The organism is Robertmurraya sp. FSL W8-0741 (genome assembly GCF_038004005.1).
Lineage (GTDB): Bacteria > Bacillota > Bacilli > Bacillales > Cytobacillaceae > Robertmurraya > Robertmurraya siralis.
In genome coordinates this window covers 939,460-957,544 of record NZ_JBBOQG010000001.1, presented here as the reverse complement: position 1 = coordinate 957,544, position 18,085 = coordinate 939,460, and the positions used below count along the sequence as shown (strand labels likewise).

The following is an 18,085-nucleotide window of genomic DNA, read 5'->3' as shown; positions in this document are numbered from 1 at the left end:
GGGAAACTTATATAGGGAATACTCTACTAAAATATGAACTTTTCTATCATTTTTACTAATTCTCAATTTAAAGCGATTACAATTTCAAAAATTTGTTTGGTGGGTATTTATTCCTGCTCATGAAACTTTTTTCCTCGACAAATCGTAAAATAATAAAGAAAGTAGGTGAGCATTTCCAATGAAGAAAAAAATATCGTTAACCTTACTTGTCGCTATGTTCATATTCTTTTTTCTCCCCAAAACAGGATTAGCTGTTGATTATTCGATTACGTCTGTCAACATTGATGCATTTTTACAAGAGAATGGAAATGTCAATGTTGAAGAGATCCACACATATTCTTTTGATGGTGATTTCAACGGCATTACAAGGGAGATTTTCCCGAAAAATGGCACAAAGATTACGGAATTTAAAGCTACAGAGAACGGAAAAACTTTAAAAGTTGAAAAAGATGACAACTTGTATAAAGTCCATCGCAAAGGTGCAAATGAAACGATTACGATCGCCATTACTTATACGATTGCGAATGGGGTCAATGTCTATACAGACGTGGCGGAGTTCTATTGGCCATTCTTTGATGACCGGAATGAATCAACGTATGAAAAAATGTTGATTACGATTCATCCTCCGGCAGCAACAGACGACGTGATTGCCTTTGGATACGATCAAGCATTTGAGCGAGAAGTCATTCAACAAGAAGGCCCCGTTCTATTTCAATTAGGCGAAGTGCCAGATGGTGAAAATGGTGACATTCGCGTCGCTTATCCAGCCTCTCTCTTCCCTAGTGCGAATGTTACCGCCGATAAAGCGATGAAAGGTGAAATTCTAAAAGCACAAACAGAACTATATGAAGAAGCAGCGGCAAGAGCCAAAATGCAAGAATCACTTCATAGCGCTTCACTCTATGTAGTCATTGCTTCGCTCCTTTTTCTAGTGTTATTTGTTCTCATCTCCGGACTGCGCGCACGTGGAAAAAAGATCGATGTCGAGCGTAAAATGCAGCAAGCATTTTTCATACCGAAAGAAACATTAAGTTTACCTGCTATGATTTATTTTACAAAAGGACATATTCCAACAGAAGCAATTTCTGCAGCCCTTCTTGACTTAGTCAGAAAAGGCTTTGTAACGAAAACAGAGGAAAGTTTCCAGCTTGTAAAAGTGAAGCCAGCGAACCAGCATGAAGAAATTCTTATGAATTTCCTCTTTTATGAAGTGGGCTCTCATGGTGAATTCCAGTTTGAAGACTTACAAAAGTACACGAAAAATAAATTAAATCATGGAAAATATCAAACGAAAATGCAAGAATGGCAAAAAGCTGTTCAGATGGAAGTGAAGACTCAGCCATTGTATGAAAAAAGAGGAAAACTGCGCTGGACTTTTGCTATTTTAGGCATTCTGCAATTGGCCTATAGCTTTTTAACACTTGGATACGAATTATTTGGCTGGTTTTTTGCCTTTCTAATATTAAGCGGCGTTTATATTGTCCTTGCCATATCATACAGACCAAAAACATGGAATGGGTTAATGATCAAACACGAATGGCAGCGAATGAAAGAGCAATTGCCGCAAATATCAATGAAAACATGGGAAAACTTATCTGATGATGAGCAAATGCGTTCATATATTTATGGAGTTGGGATAAATGACAAAAAAATAATCGAGACAAATGAAAATTTCATCCAAGCATTCAAACGTCCGAGCACAATTCTTAATTCCAATCATAACGTCGAGCCTTATGGTACGAATATTCACTCCCTCTTACTTATCGGACCGCTCGCATCCTCTAACTTTCACTCTGCCCACAAAACAACGAGTGAATCAACGACGAGCAGCAGTTCATCCATGTCTAGCGGTGGCGGAGTTGGAGGTGGTGGTGGCGGTTCTGGCGCCTTCTAAGACGCAAATAAGAAGGTGTCCCAGAAGCTTAGCTTTTTGGGCACCTCTTCTTATGTAAATAGTTGATTTCCACTTCGGGCGGCGCTTTCCGCGGGCGGGACCAAGCCGCTTTTCCCCGCAGGAGTCGCCACCGTTCCAATCAACAATATGCACATAAGATATAAGAAAATCTCCCACTTTTGGCATAACTAAGTCACCATAACCTACTAAACCATAAAAAGGCGATTTTCTCATATACAAGAATTATCCTACGACTTGCCAACTAGTTCTACCAATGGTTATCGAAGCCCTCATTTCAGGTCAACACCTCACCAGACTGGTTAATTTAGCAGTAGAAAATGAATCCGACTCTACTTACTTCTCTACAAAAAGGCGATGGACGGCCGCCTTACCACTCTAAAATATTCTTTAAGCGTACTGGAATCAGATTTACTCTTCTCATCAAATCGAAAAGCAATTAGGTGAAAACATCTACTTCATATGGATTTCAGGAAATCAAAAACCTGATTTTCAAACCATCAGTCATATAGAATCTACTGTAGAAAAAGACATGGGGTATAAAACAAAAAAAGGGGAATTCCCCTTTTTTTCACCATAAAATAACCAAATATACTTAAAACTTACACAAAAGAAAAAGCTGATGTCAAAAAGTCGTTTCCTAACGACCTTTTGACTCAGCCTATTTTTCACATTTTTAACGAATCGTTTTTAATGCACGGCTCCAAGTTGTTACTTGGTCAAGCATTAAATTAATGTTCTCACCATGAATATCTTGTGGCTTGAAAACAGAAAAGTTTTCAAAATCTGTAAACAGAGATAAAGTTGGATGCGTACGGACATCCGCAACCATTAATTCTCCTAAAATTCCGCGTAAATGCTCTGCTGCACGTGCTCCCCCAGTGGAACCGTAGCTCACGATCCCTGCTGCCTTATTGTTCCATGCTTCACGTGCTAAGTCGATAGCATTTTTTAAAGCTCCTGTAATACTGTGATTATATTCTTGTACGATAAAAACAAAGCCATCTAAGCTATCAAGCTTTTCATTCCAAGCAGCAATTCCAGGTGCATCTCCTTCACCTAGGAAAGGGAGTTTGTAATCGGCGATATCTACGATTTCATAGTTTGCATCTCCTCGCTGATCAGCGATACCTTTCACCCATTCTCCTACTTGTGGGCTTACACGTCCATCACGCGTGCTGCCTAAAATAATCCCTATGTTTAACTTTTCTGACAATTCAATCTTCCTCCTTATTTAGGCATTAACATACCCCTATATGGACTCCAATACCCTATTTACACTTCATGATATACCTGAATCCTGTGATAAAAATACCAATTGCCCTATCTCCTGTCAATTATCCTGCCTCAGGTGGATAAAAAATCAGAAGAAACAAATGATAAAGAAAAAGGAATAGGAGGACAAAGCTTTGAAATCAGCTCGTATATTTTTTTCATTATTATTATGCCTTCTTTTAGCTAGTTGTGGAAATCAAAATAACGCTGACAGTGACGAAGGCAACTTATTGGCTGAAGTAAAAGACGGAGGCAAGCTGCGAATTGGAACAGAAGGGACGTACCCCCCATTCAGCTTCCATAATGAAACAGGGGAATTAACTGGTTTTGATGTAGAAATCGCACGGGAAGCAGCAAAAAGAATTGGAGTGGAAGCAGAATTTTTGGAAACGCAATGGGACGCCATGTTTGCTGGATTGGATTCGAAGCGCTTTGATATGGTCGCCAACCAAGTCGGTATCAGGGAAGATCGCCTCGAAAAATACGACTTTTCCGATCCATACATCACCTCATCCGCCGTTCTCGTAGTGCCGATGGATAATGAATTTATTCAAAGTTTTGAAAACATCGAAGGATTAAAATCAGCCCAATCTTTAACGAGCAATTACGCTAATATTGCGAAACAATATGGTGCTGAAATCGTTGGCGTTGAGGGATTTAATCAAGCAATCGAATTATTAAACTCCGGTCGAGTTAATGTCACGATTAATGATAAATTAACAGTTCTTGACTTCTTAAAGCAGCGGCCAGATGCGAAAGTGAAAATTGCCGCTACAAGCGAAGATGCATCAAAGAGCGGCTTCATGTTTAGAAAAGGGAGCGACACGCTTATCGATGAAGTAAACAAAGCTTTGCAAGAGATGATCGCTGATGGCACTTACTTAAAAATATCAGAAAAATGGTTTGGCGAAAATGTACTTAAATAACATTGTCGCAGACCAAGAAAGAATAACAAAGCTTGTCGATATTGCCCAAAACTCTCTCCTGCCATTATTGGAAGGAGCTATTTTGTATACGATCCCCTTAACGCTTTCTACTTTTACGCTTGGGCTTATTTTAGCAGTCTTAACTGCGTTAGCAAGAATTTCCGGAATAAAAATATTGCAAATTATGGCGAGAATCTATGTCTCGGCAATTCGTGGAACACCCTTATTAGTTCAGCTTTTCATTATCTTTTACGGACTGCCTACAATCGGAGTGATTATCGCTCCCCTTCCTTCGGCGATAATTGGCTTCTCTTTAAATATTGGTGCCTACGCATCCGAAATCATACGTGCCGCCATATTATCCATTCCAAAAGGACAATGGGAAGCAGCCTACTCAATTGGCATGTCCTATTCACAAGCAATGCGAAGAGTTGTTCTCCCGCAAGCAGCTCGCGTTTCAGTCCCACCTTTGTCGAATACATTCATTAGCTTAATAAAGGATACTTCACTTGCTTCTCTTATTTTAGTAACTGAAATGTTTAGAAGAGCCCAGGAAATTGCTGCCACCAATTATGAATTCTTACTATTGTACAGCGAAGCCGCTCTTCTCTACTGGATTATTTGCTTTATTCTCTCAATTGGACAAGGACGGTTGGAGACTCGACTCGATCGATATACAGCAAAATAGATAGTGTCAAAAGTTCTATGAAAACTACTTAGATATTTAGGTTCTCTTCCATTTATTAGGTGGAAAGGCCACGCAATTGCTCTTGACAAACACGCCAATGGTTTGTGTGTGAGGTAACAAGGGTCAAGGGGACAAATAGAAGACATACCCAAATAGCCCTTGGTTATTTCCATTTTAAACGATTGGCAAGTTCGGTTTGTCAAGAGTTTGCTCCGCCGATTGCTGAACAGCTCAAAAACTCAAGGGATCTGCTAAACAAAAAGTGAGGCAGACCTTTGTTGGGTAATCCATTGTTGAGCGAACCCAATGAGTTTTGTCAATCGAGCTGGCATCGTTGGCAAGTCTGATAACTCTGGGTGAACAACAGGTACTTTCCCTTCTAGGGATGCATGAGGACAAAGAAAGTTAAAATAGGCCACAAACAAGGTGACGTAAGAAACAGATCCTTGTGATGATCCAAAGCCTTGTGCAGAGCGATAATGGCCCTTGAATGTCCGATTTAGTCTTTCGATAATTTGTTTTAAATGCCTATAATCAGTCAGAACCGGGTCCTCATTCATCAATCCAACGACTTGCTTTACATCAAACCGAATACCGGGCTAGGCGAAAAAGTGTGGAGCCAGAAGGTAGATGGGATTTCCATCTACTACGTAGTTAAGGTCCTCCGGAATCTCTTTCAAGGGGTTCATGAGGACAGAGAACGTTGAAAAAAAGCAAAGTGTGTCCTCATAAAGGGTTCATGGGGACAAAGAAAGCTGAAAAAAAACGAACCTTGGCCTTATAGAGAGTTCATGAGGACAAAGAACGCTGAAAATAAGCGAACCTTGGCCTTATAGAGGGTTCATAAGGACAAAGAACGTTAAAAATAAGCGAACCTTGTCCTTATAGAGGGTTCATAAGGACAAAGAACGTTAAAAAAAAGCAAAGTGTGTCCCCATAGAGGGTTCATGAGGACAAAGAAAAGCTGAAAAAAAGCGAACCTTGTCCTTATAGAGAGTTCATGAGGACAAAGAACGCCAAAAATAAGCAAAGCGTGTCCTCATAGAGGGTTCATGAGGACAAAGAACGCTGAAAATAAACAAAGTCTGTCCCCATGAAAGGTTCATACGGACAAAGAACGTCAAAAATAAACAAACTTTGTCCTCATAAAGGGTTCATAAGGACAAAGAACGCTGAAAAATAGCGAACCTTGTCCTCATAAAGAGTTCATGGGGACAAAGAATAGCCAGAATAAAGCAACCTTGTCCTCATATTTTGAGACTCTTATTTTTGCGTTTCTATGTCTCCGAACGGGTTTCAATGGTTTGCTCCGTGAGAAGTAGTTGGTAATCAAGTTTTTCAGGGACGGCAATGACGGAAAGTTCGTCCACCTGAGGCTTTTGAAAAGGTTTATTTACGGGCGTTTCTACGAGTTTATCGAACATACTCTTCCCCACAAGAAGAGGAAGCAATGTTCGAATGATTTGTTCTTAACAGTTTATAAAAGTTAATAGATAGTTTATAAGTTGAGGGTACAACTTGTCACTTCCTATTTTAGGGATTTTGGTGTCGTGTGGTAACCTCATCCAACCTTAAAATTCAGGGGGTGGCAATTTTTTTGCTTACAAAGCCCTCTAACTAGGTCATTTATAACCTATTGCTTATAAAAGTTTTGACAATACAGCAAAATAAGGGAGAGGATAAAAATGATTTCCATCAATGGCTTGACGAAAAATTTCGGAGAATTAGAGGTCCTTAAAGGCATTAATCTTCATGTCGAGAAAGGGCGTGTTGTCGTCGTAATTGGCCCTTCCGGTTCTGGAAAAACGACGCTATTAAGGTGCTTGAATATATTAGAGGTCCCCACTTCAGGAGTCGTCTCAATCGGGGAACAAACTTTAGATTTTTCTGGCCGCGTCGCAAACAAGCATATCGCTGCATTCAGAAGGCAAACCGGGATGGTTTTTCAGGGCTATAATCTCTTCCCCCATAAGACGGCTCTCGAAAATGTTATGGAAGGGCCATTAACTGTCAAAAAAGAAACGAAGAAGGCTGCACGGACCAAAGCAGCATCTCTCCTAAACAAGGTCGGCCTTGGCGACAAAATGGATGTCTACCCTTATCAGCTTTCCGGAGGACAGCAGCAGCGGGTAGGCATCGCCAGAGCGTTAGCAATGGAACCTAATGTCATGCTCTTTGACGAACCAACTTCCGCCCTCGACCCTGAATTAGTCGGAGAAGTGCTAAAAGTCATGAAGGACTTAGCAAAAGAGGGAATGACAATGATGGTTGTCACCCACGAAATGCGCTTCGCCAAAGAAGTGGCCGATGAAGTCATTTTCATGGAAGACGGAATCGTTGTTGAAAAAGGCGCTCCTGCCACTTTATTTTCAAATCCTCAGCAAGTGCGAACACGGCAATTTTTGCGAATGATACAATAAAAACAGCGATAGAACTCCGAGTTATGTCTCTTGTCTCCACTCTGAACAAATCAGCCGCAATGCTCCAACAAGTAAATAGCCCGCTGCCTTCCCACTTATCGAGTATGGAATAAACATACTCGATTTTATTTCCCCAAAACTGAGGAAACTTATGTTAAAATCATTGAAATGCAATATATGAGGTGTTCTTCATATGATTGAAAAAGCGATTTTCTTAGATCCATCTTAACGTATAATATCTGCGTTTTGCAGGCAGGTCCTATATGTGTATATTTTCTTTACAGCTCTGCCACAGACAATTGATAAGGAATAACCTTTATTATCTGAACCACTTCATCAAAATACATAAGTTACTTTTTCATTTTTAGTGTTTTTAAGGGAATCGCAAGGCTAAAAAAAGATACTGTTCAAATGACAACAAAGATTGTAGATCTAAAAGAGGATTAGAAAAACACATCAAACTGCAGAACAAGCACTTTGGAAAATAAACACTCATTCTAAATAACAAAAAGGAGGACTTTTAGTTGGAAATTTACCAAGCAACTATCGCAGATATAAATGGGGTAGCCACCCTGTTTGATCAATATCGACAGTTCTACCAACAACCATCAGATCTCGAGGGGGCAAAAAGTTACATTAAGGAACGGCTTTCAAAGAAAGAATCGATCATTTTTATAGTGAAAAATGATGGTAATTACATCGGTTTTACCCAGCTTTACCCCACTTTCTCTTCCATTTCAATGGCGAGGGCATGGATTTTAAATGATCTATATGTGACAAAAAATGCTAGAAAAAAAGGCGTTGGAGAACTGCTTCTACAAAAGGTAAAAGAGTTTGCCAGCGAAACCAAGGCAAAAAGCATCAGCTTAAGCACTGCACCAGATAATGACACGGCTCAACGCTTATATGAAAAACATGGCTACATAAAAGATGTCCAATTTTATCATTACGAGCTCAATTTATAAAAGGTAGAGGAAAACTGCACTGTTTCTCCACAATTTCTCAGTACACTATTGATCTAATCAAATTTCGTGATGGAAAAGCATGCAAACGTTTTGTCCATTATCAACTTAGGTGATAGGATTGAAAAATTTATCGATTAAATTAGGCATTCTTTTTTTCATTATTATCTTTTCTCTAATTACTTCGATGCTCTTCTTTTTACATATGGGAATAGCCGACACAAAGGCGGAAGAGGAGGTAATGGCACTGCAAGCAAGAGGAAATTCCCATCGGGCCGTTCTTGAAAATCACTTCGCTGAAGACATTATCGACCATGTGATTCTGATGGAATCAGAGTCCTCAACAGATGTCGTCATTACCGATGAAAAAGGCACTGTAATTCGCTTCTCTGATCCGATAGACAACTTTGAAAAATATCTTCCGGCTCCTGGGCAGAAAATTCCTAGGGAAGGGCAAGTCATTGAAGATGATTGGAAGAGAGAAAGATATATTGCTACAGTCAGCCCTATTTATATCCATAATCATTTAATGGGCTATGTCTATATGTTTGAAAACACGGAATCGGTTCATTTAATGATGAAAAGTTTAAACGAACACTTTTTTCTTGCCGGCGTATTATCGATCATTTTCACCGTTATCATTATTGTCTTTCTCTCTAAAGGAATTACGAAACCTTTACTCACGATGAAAGAAGCAACCTATCAAATTAGCAAAGGAAACTTCTCTGTCTCCTTTCCGAAAACCTCTAAGGATGAGTTAGGCGATTTGGCACGCTCGATCGAAGCACTTGCCGCGGAACTAAATTACTTAAAGCAACAGCGGAGTGAGTTTCTCTCCAGCATTTCACATGAGTTGCGGACACCCCTTACCTATATAAAGGGCTATACCGATATTGTTAGAAAAAGAAACTTGAATGAAGAAGAGCAGCAGAAATATTTAACCATTATATCTGACGAAACAAATCGTCTCTCAAACCTTGTAAAAGAATTGTTTAACTTAGCAAAAATGGACCAAAATTCCTTTGTGATCCAAAAAGAGCGCCTAGATCTACAGCCATTATTAGAAAAAGTTTCGCAAAAACTGACACCCGCGCTTACAGAGAAAAAAATTCACTACATGTATCAGTGCCAGACACAACTCTATTTAATGGCAGATCCCATCAAACTCGAACTCATTTTATTTAATCTTTTGGATAATGCCGTCAAATACTCAGATACAGAATCGGACATTACTTTAAACGCTTGGAAGGAAAAAGATTCGATCCTTATAGCCATCACCGATAATGGAAAAGGCATTCCTGAAAAAGATCTTCCTTATATTTTTAACCGCTTTTATCGGGTCGATAAATCTAGAACGAGATCTCTTGGAGGAACAGGGCTTGGACTGGCCATTGTCCATGAACTTGTCCATGCCCACGATGCGGAAATCTCTGTTACAAGTAAAGAAGGCGTAGGCACAAAGTTTCAATTAACGTTTAAGGAGGTCAGCAAATGAAGACGATTTTATTAATTGACGATGAGGCAATGATGCTTGATTTACTGTCTTTATATTTAACTCCACTTGGCTATAAATGTGTGAAAAAGGAATCAGCAAAAGACGCGATCGCCTTTTTAGAGTCTGAACACGCTGACCTTATCTTATTAGATGTGATGATGCCTGAAATGGACGGTTGGGAAGCCTGCAAAGAGATTCGAAGGCATTGGGACATTCCGATCATTATGCTTACTGCTATGAGTGAAAAATCAGATATTGTCAAAGGATTAAAAGGTGGAGCAGACGATTATATCTCAAAGCCCTTTGATGAAGATGAACTCACAGCAAGAATCGAAGCTGTTTTAAGAAGAAAAAAAGGGATATCAAGCAAGCTATATTTTAAAGGCATCATCTTAGACAACGACTCCTACCAAGTTCAGTACAATGGTAAAAATATTCCGCTAACCCCTAAAGAATTTGCAATGATGAGTTTATTCCTAAGCAACCAAAATAAAGTCTTTTCAAGAGAGCATTTAATTATGACGATTTGGGGCTTTGAGGTGGCAACGGAAGATCGTACCGTCGACTCACATGTGAGGAATTTACGGGACAAGCTTCGAAAGGCCGGTTTCCCCCCAGATGATTACTTGCAAACCGTCTGGGGTGTCGGCTATAAATGGGCCAGTAAAAGTTAGGTAAAAGGGATTGGCCATACTTTAGACGTTGTAAACTTCAAACAAATTAAGAATTGAGCTTAATCTTATGTGAATAAGATTCATTCCTAAGGACAAATCTCTGGATTTACGACTATATGGTCATTTCACCTAAAAAAATCGTATTGCATCTTCGAATATCGTTTCTGCGATCATGATCCACAGCTGCTTTCCTTCGTACTCATCACAGTACAAACGATCAAGGCCTTTCTTTCGATATAAGAACCTACGGGGCTCCGATTGACTTATCGTCGGTTGTAAAATTCAAACTAAAAGCTTATTGCTTGCTCCTGACATAACACATTCCAAGAGTGGTGCACAAACGATAAAATCTGCCTCTAAAAGGAGACAGATAATCGTTTGTCGTGCTGGGATTTTCATGCGTTCTAATAGCTGCTCGATTGACCACTCTTTACACTCTTCTTTTCCGGTCTTATAGACTCTCGATTCAACCGATAACAACCTTGTCCTCCCTTTCTCAAGGTAAATTCCCACTCAATTCACTTTAAATAACTCGACTTTAACCACATCGCAATAAAGGGATTTAGAGAAAAAAATTACTGAGTGAAGAACATTCGACTTATTTTATTCAGCAGGAGACAATTCGTCTTCAGTTACCCATTTATGAAACTTGACTTCTTCTCCACTTGGAGTTGTGAAATCTACCATGTAGACAGTCGTTTCTTCAGCTGAATCAATGGTTGCTGTTGCGTCCTCCATACCTGCCATGTGGACAGCATCGGTTTTTACCTCTGTCCCTGGAGCCAAAGGTGCATCACCCGGATTAACAAGTTCCTCGTGAATGACCCATTTATGATTTTCTACTCTTTCCCCACCAGTAGTTGGTGTATACGAAATGGCATAGACAGTTGTGTGGTAAGCTCCGGAAACAGTTGCTTCGGCTCCCATCATTCCCTCCATATGATCCGCTTCAATGATCACTTTGCTGCCAACTTCATAGGTTGGATTTTCTTCATCAACCAAACCTTCAGGCACTTCCCCTGTTCCGGACATCTCCATATGACTGTGATCTCCACCTGTCGATTGTTCTGTAGGAGCAGTTTCATCATCCCCTTCTACAGCTTCGTCATCACCTCCATTGGAACATGCTCCTAAGATAAAAATGAAAGCCGCTAATAAAAAGATAGTCCATTTTCCATTTAATTTTTTAAACATTTGTAATTCCTCCTTAGTAAATCATAGTGAGTTTTATCACAATGCATACTTTAACAAGAAAGTATGCAGAAATGATGGAGATCCCCAGTCGAATTTTTTGAGCATTTTGTGACGGTTTCTCTCAAGCAAGAGTATCTCCAAATTTAAAATACATTGGTAGGATCATCCTATACTTCCAATCATTCATCATCGACAAAATTCGACAAGGTTCGTATACTAGATTTAACAATAAATTTTGGGTTGGTAAGCCATAATCTTATTGTTTCCTCCGAGTTTTCAACTCGGAGTTTTACATATAGCCAAAAAGAGTACTCATTGCAGTACTCTTTTTTATTGTAAATTCATCAAAACGATAGATTCCCAAATTTCTTATTTTACATATGGAATCCATTCAATCAATCAATTTGAAATCTTTATTAATACATATAAGTTCAAAATATTATTGTCTTCAGTTACTGGTCTTGTTACGGTAAGTTTTGCAGTAAAAAAATGAATAAAAGCGACAAAAAAATTTCGGCTAGCAAGAGAGCCTTCATCATCACGTTCTCCCTACTTGTTCTATAAGCTATATTATGGGCCGAAACAGCTATTTTATCCTTTGATGGTGTATAACTTAAATTGGTTAAATAATCGTCCGGATCTAAATTCCACAGACCGACTTTCTTCACTTCTACTATAAAAGATAGTAATGCGGTCGCTATCTATTTAATGCCTCTATGGTCATTACAGGAGTAGGTATACCCTAAACTCGCATTTAAAAACTCCGTCTGGAAACTCAATATATCCGATCGAATTTTCAGACGGAGATTTCATTTAATGGGTGCTAAAATTGCTATTGGCTAACAACGAACAGTTGTTCTAAATCTAAAATTTTGATTCTTTTATTCCCTTTCTGTTCAATATAGCCTGCTTCTACAAATTCTGTTAACTTACGACTAATCGTTTCTGGGGTTGTTCCAAGATAGGAAGCTAAATCCTTTTTACTCATCGGTAAATCAAATTCATTGCCATCTTTTTCTTGCTTGAGACTTTCAACTAAGTAAAGGGCGAGCCTCGTCTCTACCTTCTCTGTCGTAAACCTCATCGTCTGCCTCTCCAACATATCCAATCTATTCGAAAGCTCTGCTAACATTTTGAATGAAATCACAGGGTATTTTATTAAAAGTTCCTGCAAGCTCGTTTTTTGGATGACACACACTACAGTATCTTCCATCGCTTCCGCAAATGAATGATGAAACGAATCCTTGAACAAAGGTTGCACATCAGTGAAGTCACCTGGATATAAGATCCGAATTAATTGCTCCTTTCCAGATTCTGAAAGTCTGTAAATCTTTATTTTCCCTTCCTTCACAATGTAAAGGGAGTCTGAAACATCCCCTGCATGATGAATGATCTCTTTATTCTTATAAGAAACAGCTTTTACTGTTCCCATAATTTCCTTTAAATGTGCCTCCCCTAACCCACTAAAAATGGGAACCCTTGAAACACATGCTTGATGAATGAATATTTTTTCTTCTAGTTCCACTATGAATCAACCCCTATTTGGAATAACACATTGCTTAACGTTTTAATTTTATTTTAGTTCCCTCATTTAAGAAGTGAACTTCCCCACTGTTTTCTAAATGCAGTTTGTGCCTTTGTTCCAAGCTTTTTAGATTTTTGATTAAACCCAATAAGTCTCATTCCATTCAAAATCACAAGCAACACACTTGCCTCGTGGATAAACATTCCGGATGCTAAATGAATAGAGTCGATCAGTACTCCTATGAGTAGGATAAATACGGTTGCTACAGCCAAAAAGGTATTTTGCTTCATATTACGAATCGTTGCCTTCGACAAAGCGTAGGCGTGAGAAAATTGCATTAGCTTGTCGCCCATTAAGACGACATCCGCTGTTTCCATTGAAATATCTGTGCCACTCTGCCCCATAGCTAAACCAACATCTGCTGAAGCAATCGCCGGTGCATCGTTAATCCCATCTCCCGCCATAGCAACGATACGTTCCTGCTGTTTGAACATTTTTACATACTCCACTTTTTGCTCCGGCAGTAACTCTGCATAGAATTTGTCAATTCCCAATTGAGTAGCCACTAATTCAGCCGTATAGCAGTTATCTCCAGTCAACATAATGATATTTTCGACCCCATTTTTTCTCATTTCGTTCAAAGCCTTTGCCGCATCCTCACGAATTTGATCGGCAATCGATATGACCGCGATCATCTGATCCTCTACTGCTACAAAGACCGCAGTATTCCCACCTATCTCACGTTCTTCTGCATATTGAGAAAGTTCATTTGGAAGTTCCACTTTTTCATTTTTCATTAATTTGCGATTGCCAATCACAAGCCTTCGACCATCTACCTTGGCACGAATCCCATGTCCTTTCACTACTTCCCCTTCTTCAGGTGCTTTCGTTATAGGTAAATGTCGAGCCTTCGCTTCCTTGATAATGGCTTGCCCTAAATGATGCTCTGAGATCCCTTCAGCTTGTGCAACTAATCGTAGTAATTCATTTTCTTCGAACTCCTGAAAAAGGCGGATATCGGTAACCTCTGGTCTTCCTTTTGTTAATGTCCCTGTTTTATCAAACATCAATGTATCCACTTTCGAGAGCTTTTCCATTACTTCTCCACCTTTGACCAAGACACCATGCATGGCCCCATTTCCAATCCCTGCAACATTAGATACAGGAGCACCAATTACTAATGCTCCAGGGCAAGCGATGACAAGAAATGTAATCGCAAGATGAAGATCTCTGGTTATAACAAATACGAGGGTAGCTAAACCAACTACTGCCGGTGTATAGTAATGGGAAAACGTATTAAGAAACTTTTCCGTTTTCGTTTTTGATTCTTGCGCCTCTTCGACTAATTCAATAATTCTCGAAAAAGTCGTATCATCTCCTACTTTTTCAGCGATGATCTCAATAAAACCATTGTCTACAATCGTTCCACTAAATACATGATCCTTTTCATGTTTCCATGCTGGAATTGCTTCACCAGTAATAGCAGCCTCATTTATAAAAGCGTACCCTGATACAATCCTTCCATCTACGGGAATCTTTGCACCTGATTGAATCACTACTCGCTCTCCGACTTCAACGTCCTCAACTGAGACTATCTTTTGTGATCCATTCCGAACCACAATCGCCTCCTGGGGAGCCATGTCCACCAATTCTTTTAATGCTGAACGCGTTTTTGCCAATGTACGTGCTTCCAAAAAATCCCCAAATAAGAATAAAAACGTGACAACCGCTGCCTCGAAATATTCTTGAATAAAAATAGCACCAATCACAGCAATGGTGACTAATAATTCAATACTAAAAGCTCTCATTTTAACAGAGTGATAGGCTTTCGTAGCAATAGGGATACCGGCAACAAAGGTAGCCAAAATAAAGGCCATTTTCTTCATTCCCTCAATATCAAAACCGCTAGCGAACAAACCACTTATGATTAAAACAAATGAGATACTGGTCAGGTAATTTTTATTTTTATTCATCGCCTCGCGCACCCCATTTTTTCTATCATCAATTGCTCAACAAACCACGTACATTCAGTTTGTATTTCCTGCTCATCGCTGCTTCTGCTATCCACTTTTAAGCCGTTTGTGATGATGTCACATCCGCAAGCTCTTAACCCATCTTCCAAAATATCAACAGCTCTGGCAAAATGTTTATAAGATGAATCCCCTGGACCAAAGGCAGCAGCTTTTTTTCCTGTTAAATTCATCTGTAACATTTCTTCGTAAAAATCGATGAATTCATCAGATAAGTCTCCGTCCCCCCATGTTGGACAACCGAGCAAAATTCGTTCATATGCTGGCAACTCCTCAGCAAAAGCATCGAAGGCACCTTTCACAACTACTTGTTCACCAATCTTTTCTAATTGTTCCGCTAAAGCATAAGCCATCTGCTCTGTAGTCCCAGTCATACTAGAAAAAATAATAATCGTATTCACAGTCTCACTTCCTACTTAAAGACTTCACTATCATTACGAGTTAATCATAGTCACATTCATTTGCAATTGAATTGATCCTCATCAATTTCATCAAAAAATTGGCCCCAAAAAAAAGCTCCTGCACAAATAGCAAAAGCCTTTCTTTCTTTAATCATTAAATTTGTAAACCTTTTTGTTCAAAATAAAAATCCCGACAATAGAGACGACAAAAAATACGATGCCAGATATCGTGGTTGGAGCCAAGAATTTTAAAAATTCCATTTCAATCCCTCACTTTATATCCTAATACGATATATTTATTGTATTTAAATTATATCGTGTTAAGATATATTTATCAAGATTAAAGGTGGATTTCTATGACACATGAATTAACGAAAGAAACGTACGAATCACTAGCTGAATTTAGATATCAATTAAAGAAATTCCTTCATTTTAGTGATTCTGAAGCACGGAAAGTGGGGGTCACTCCTAAGCAACACCAGCTTTTACTGGCTATTAAAGGGTTCCCCGGACGAGACACAGCGACACCACGTGAACTTGCCGAGCGACTGTTCATTTCACATAATGCCTGTGTAGGGTTGATTGATCGCTGTTCACAGCTCGGTCTTGTCACAAGAATAAGTAATCCGGATGATGGACGCAGTGTTCTAATTAAATTGACTGTAGAAGGCGAAGAAATTTTGCAGCGTTTATCTGAAATTCATTTAGAGGAAATCGCAAGGATAGGATTTCTGCAAGTAAAACAGAATGTACCGGATTAATTGAGTGTTTGAAATTGGAGCAAAAACGATTAAAAAGAAGCCTCTGCATTTCCGCAGAAGCTTCCATGATAATTATGAAACTTTCATAGATAAAACAGAATACCCTAGCTTTTCCAATGTTTCTTTTAGTTTTTCGACCCTCACTTCAGCCTCATTCAACTCCACTTTTACCTTGCTTGAATTAAACATCACTTTGGCAGATTCTACACCTGCCGTTCTCTGAAGAACCGTTTCGATTTTCTTAATACAGGATGGACAAGTTAGTGGCTCTAATTGGAAAATTATTTTTTCCATTTTGTTTACCTCCTCAATCGTTATATCTTGATTGTAAGGGAATTTGAAAATGAATAAATTGAGGAGGATCAAGAATGGGATTTAAGAAGATTACGCGCACTGAGCTTCCTTTAGAAAAAGACAAGCATCTGTGAATCAATTCACTGAAATTTTTAAACCGAAAATGCCTATCAGTAAATATTAGCAACCATCGTTTAACTTTTTCATAAGGATTTGATATTTTACTTTCATCATATCCATCTGAATTCTCTAAATTAACAAAGTAATATGGTGAAAAGAGTATATATTTTGCACATGACAATATGTGTAACTCTGTTGCTTCTTGTTCAAGAATTACGCCTATTGCCGTAAAGTTGAACAATACTTTCATCAAAACTTTAAGTAATGAACAAGCGTGTTAATTCCTGCAAATTTTACAGCCATGATTGCAATTATAACTATAATACTTAATACTACTCCTGCAGCTTTTTTACCAGAATTATTCATTCTATGCTCCTTCTTTAATTCATATTTCTTCGTCAAACGATAAATTAACTGGCTCGTCCAGCAGTTCACCATGTACCTCTAAATTAGTTGTTGGAATACTTTCATCCACTTCTTCAAAAGTGAATTGATCTGCCCATACAGTTCCTTGTCCAGACAGAATGATACCAAACGAAATAACAGCACTTTGAGTTGGAACATCTAAAATGATTGAGTAATGGTTCCAGTTTGTGGTTCCTTTAATGGGGCGATTACTCATATTATCAAATTGAAGTACATCTTCCATTGTATCGTCTACTCGCATCCACATCCCAGCGTACGTATCTACCTCTTGCGTACGGATGAAACAAGAGAGTTTAATGCGCTTTCCAACAAACTGATTAGCCTTAAACGCTTGCATCATGGTTGCGAATTCAGTCGAATCCGACACTGTTTTTGATTTTAAATATCCTGATGCTTTCCCCTGATGAACAACTTCATGGTCAATCCCCATTTCGTAATGAAATGGATTTGATCCACTTAAAAACCAACCTTTCACCTTTGTATCCATGTTTGTTTCCTCCTTAATTTTAATCATGTCTCGCATGATTCTTCGATACTTGCCTGGTGGTAACTTATAAATCTCTTTAAATGCTCTTGTGAATGATTCTTGTGATTCAAACTGATAATATAAAGCGATATCAAGTATACGCTCACTTGTGTAAATCAAGGCAGAAGAGGCATTAGCCAATCTTCTTATCCGAATATATTCAGTTATCGTCATGCCAATCGTGGATTGGAATATTCGGTGGAAGTGATACTTTGAAAAATTTGATTGTGCTGCAATATTCTCCAAATCAAGTGGTTCATGTAGATTTTCTTCCACATACAAAATAATATTCTTAATCATAATTTCATGGTTATACAACGAAAGCACCTCCTTTAAATGTAAGATATCAAAGTTTTTCATCCGTTTTTTGATATATCTTGCGACAAAGTAATTGCTGTATCCTAAAAATCACTAAAAAAAGGTCGATGTAATATCAACCTTTTCATACTTAAACTC

16 protein-coding genes and 2 pseudogenes are annotated in these 18,085 nt (G+C 38.7%); 9 read left to right on the top strand and 9 right to left on the bottom strand.

The features are described from left to right. Window positions 1-178: 178 nt before the first annotated feature. Entirely contained in the window at window positions 179-1,894 is a 1,716-nt protein-coding gene (locus tag NST02_RS04565; protein ID WP_340948193.1) for a DUF2207 domain-containing protein, read from the top strand. A gap of 424 nt (window positions 1,895-2,318) precedes the next feature. Next, a pseudogene (locus NST02_RS04560) lies at window positions 2,319-2,492 on the top strand (transposase); the annotation flags it as partial. A gap of 96 nt (window positions 2,493-2,588) precedes the next feature. Here the strand turns inward: NST02_RS04560 and NST02_RS04555 are convergent. Then, window positions 2,589-3,128, bottom strand: coding sequence for an NADPH-dependent FMN reductase (locus NST02_RS04555; RefSeq protein ID WP_170943592.1), 540 nt, complete (start codon window positions 3,126-3,128; stop codon window positions 2,589-2,591). 193 nt (window positions 3,129-3,321) lie between these two features. On the opposite strand from NST02_RS04555, the gene NST02_RS04550 reads away from it, so the two are divergent. Together NST02_RS04550 and NST02_RS04545 are read left to right on the top strand one after the other, a co-directional pair. Next, window positions 3,322-4,113: an amino acid ABC transporter substrate-binding protein gene (locus tag NST02_RS04550; RefSeq protein WP_340948192.1), complete on the top strand. Its 792-nt coding sequence runs from the start codon at window positions 3,322-3,324 to the stop codon at window positions 4,111-4,113. After that, the gene (locus NST02_RS04545; RefSeq protein WP_095310492.1) at window positions 4,100-4,801 is read left to right on the top strand and encodes an amino acid ABC transporter permease; all 702 of its coding nucleotides are present in this window, start codon (window positions 4,100-4,102) and stop codon (window positions 4,799-4,801) included. Before NST02_RS04550 ends, NST02_RS04545 begins: the two co-directional genes overlap by 14 nt. A 251-nt stretch (window positions 4,802-5,052) precedes the next feature. Here NST02_RS04545 and NST02_RS04540 read toward each other — a convergent pair. Further along, a pseudogene (locus tag NST02_RS04540) lies at window positions 5,053-5,481 on the bottom strand (DDE-type integrase/transposase/recombinase); the annotation flags it as partial. Between the two features lie 1,005 nt (window positions 5,482-6,486). Here NST02_RS04540 and NST02_RS04535 point away from each other — a divergent pair. The 4 genes from NST02_RS04535 to NST02_RS04520 all read left to right on the top strand — a co-directional run bounded on the left by NST02_RS04535 (window position 6,487) and on the right by NST02_RS04520 (window position 10,352). Beyond that, complete coding sequence (locus NST02_RS04535; protein ID WP_095310517.1) at window positions 6,487-7,221, top strand: amino acid ABC transporter ATP-binding protein; 735 nt, start codon at window positions 6,487-6,489, stop codon at window positions 7,219-7,221. A 524-nt stretch (window positions 7,222-7,745) separates the two neighbouring features. Continuing rightward, window positions 7,746-8,186 carry a GNAT family N-acetyltransferase gene (locus NST02_RS04530; protein WP_095310519.1) on the top strand — a complete coding sequence of 147 codons (441 nt, stop codon included), beginning with the start codon at window positions 7,746-7,748 and terminating at the stop codon, window positions 8,184-8,186. Between the two features lie 109 nt (window positions 8,187-8,295). Next, a complete protein-coding gene (locus tag NST02_RS04525) occupies window positions 8,296-9,678 on the top strand; it encodes an ATP-binding protein (protein WP_445678150.1) in 1,383 nt (460 codons plus the stop codon). Then, complete coding sequence (locus NST02_RS04520; protein WP_137744480.1) at window positions 9,675-10,352, top strand: response regulator transcription factor; 678 nt, start codon at window positions 9,675-9,677, stop codon at window positions 10,350-10,352. Before NST02_RS04525 ends, NST02_RS04520 begins: the two co-directional genes overlap by 4 nt. 282 nt (window positions 10,353-10,634) lie before the next feature. Here the strand turns inward: NST02_RS04520 and NST02_RS04515 are convergent, their stop codons facing one another. The 5 genes from NST02_RS04515 to NST02_RS04495 all read right to left on the bottom strand — a co-directional run bounded on the left by NST02_RS04515 (window position 10,635) and on the right by NST02_RS04495 (window position 15,502). After that, window positions 10,635-10,832, bottom strand: a complete 198-nt coding sequence (locus NST02_RS04515; protein ID WP_137744481.1) for a hypothetical protein — start codon at window positions 10,830-10,832, stop codon at window positions 10,635-10,637. 123 nt (window positions 10,833-10,955) lie between these two features. Further along, entirely contained in the window at window positions 10,956-11,546 is a 591-nt protein-coding gene (locus NST02_RS04510; protein ID WP_137744482.1) for a YdhK family protein, read from the bottom strand. An 832-nt stretch (window positions 11,547-12,378) separates the two neighbouring features. Further along, window positions 12,379-13,071 carry a Crp/Fnr family transcriptional regulator gene (locus NST02_RS04505; protein ID WP_340948185.1) on the bottom strand — a complete coding sequence of 231 codons (693 nt, stop codon included), beginning with the start codon at window positions 13,069-13,071 and terminating at the stop codon, window positions 12,379-12,381. Window positions 13,072-13,133: 62 nt separating this feature from the next. Then, on the bottom strand, window positions 13,134-15,044 hold the full coding sequence (locus tag NST02_RS04500; RefSeq protein WP_340948184.1) for a heavy metal translocating P-type ATPase: 1,911 nt from the start codon (window positions 15,042-15,044) through the stop codon (window positions 13,134-13,136). Then, window positions 15,041-15,502: a flavodoxin gene (locus tag NST02_RS04495; protein ID WP_340948182.1), complete on the bottom strand. Its 462-nt coding sequence runs from the start codon at window positions 15,500-15,502 to the stop codon at window positions 15,041-15,043. Before NST02_RS04495 ends, NST02_RS04500 begins: the two co-directional genes overlap by 4 nt. A 356-nt stretch (window positions 15,503-15,858) precedes the next feature. Between NST02_RS04495 and NST02_RS04490 the strand changes: the two genes are divergently transcribed. Next, complete coding sequence (locus tag NST02_RS04490) at window positions 15,859-16,263, top strand: MarR family winged helix-turn-helix transcriptional regulator (RefSeq protein WP_340948179.1); 405 nt, start codon at window positions 15,859-15,861, stop codon at window positions 16,261-16,263. Between the two features lie 72 nt (window positions 16,264-16,335). Here the strand turns inward: NST02_RS04490 and NST02_RS04485 are convergent, their stop codons facing one another. Beyond that, window positions 16,336-16,557, bottom strand: a complete 222-nt coding sequence (locus NST02_RS04485; protein ID WP_095310537.1) for a heavy-metal-associated domain-containing protein — start codon at window positions 16,555-16,557, stop codon at window positions 16,336-16,338. A 505-nt stretch (window positions 16,558-17,062) separates the two neighbouring features. Continuing rightward, window positions 17,063-17,989: a helix-turn-helix domain-containing protein gene (locus NST02_RS04480; RefSeq protein WP_095310539.1), complete on the bottom strand. Its 927-nt coding sequence runs from the start codon at window positions 17,987-17,989 to the stop codon at window positions 17,063-17,065. Window positions 17,990-18,085 lie beyond the last annotated feature (96 nt).

Bases quoted from the DNA above. Each gene is read 5' to 3' on its own strand.
- NST02_RS04565 (WP_340948193.1), top strand. From the start codon at position 179: ATGAAGAAAAAAATATCGTTAACCTTACTTGTCGCTATGTTCATATTC.
- NST02_RS04545 (WP_095310492.1), top strand. From the start codon at position 4,100: ATGTACTTAAATAACATTGTCGCAGACCAAGAAAGAATAACAAAGCTT.
- NST02_RS04535 (WP_095310517.1), top strand. From the start codon at position 6,487: ATGATTTCCATCAATGGCTTGACGAAAAATTTCGGAGAATTAGAGGTC.
- NST02_RS04520 (WP_137744480.1), top strand. From the start codon at position 9,675: ATGAAGACGATTTTATTAATTGACGATGAGGCAATGATGCTTGATTTA.
- NST02_RS04510 (WP_137744482.1), bottom strand. From the start codon at position 11,546: ATGTTTAAAAAATTAAATGGAAAATGGACTATCTTTTTATTAGCGGCT.
- NST02_RS04500 (WP_340948184.1), bottom strand. From the start codon at position 15,044: ATGAATAAAAATAAAAATTACCTGACCAGTATCTCATTTGTTTTAATC.
- NST02_RS04490 (WP_340948179.1), top strand. From the start codon at position 15,859: ATGACACATGAATTAACGAAAGAAACGTACGAATCACTAGCTGAATTT.
- NST02_RS04485 (WP_095310537.1), bottom strand. From the start codon at position 16,557: ATGGAAAAAATAATTTTCCAATTAGAGCCACTAACTTGTCCATCCTGT.
- NST02_RS04480 (WP_095310539.1), bottom strand. From the start codon at position 17,989: ATGAAAAACTTTGATATCTTACATTTAAAGGAGGTGCTTTCGTTGTAT.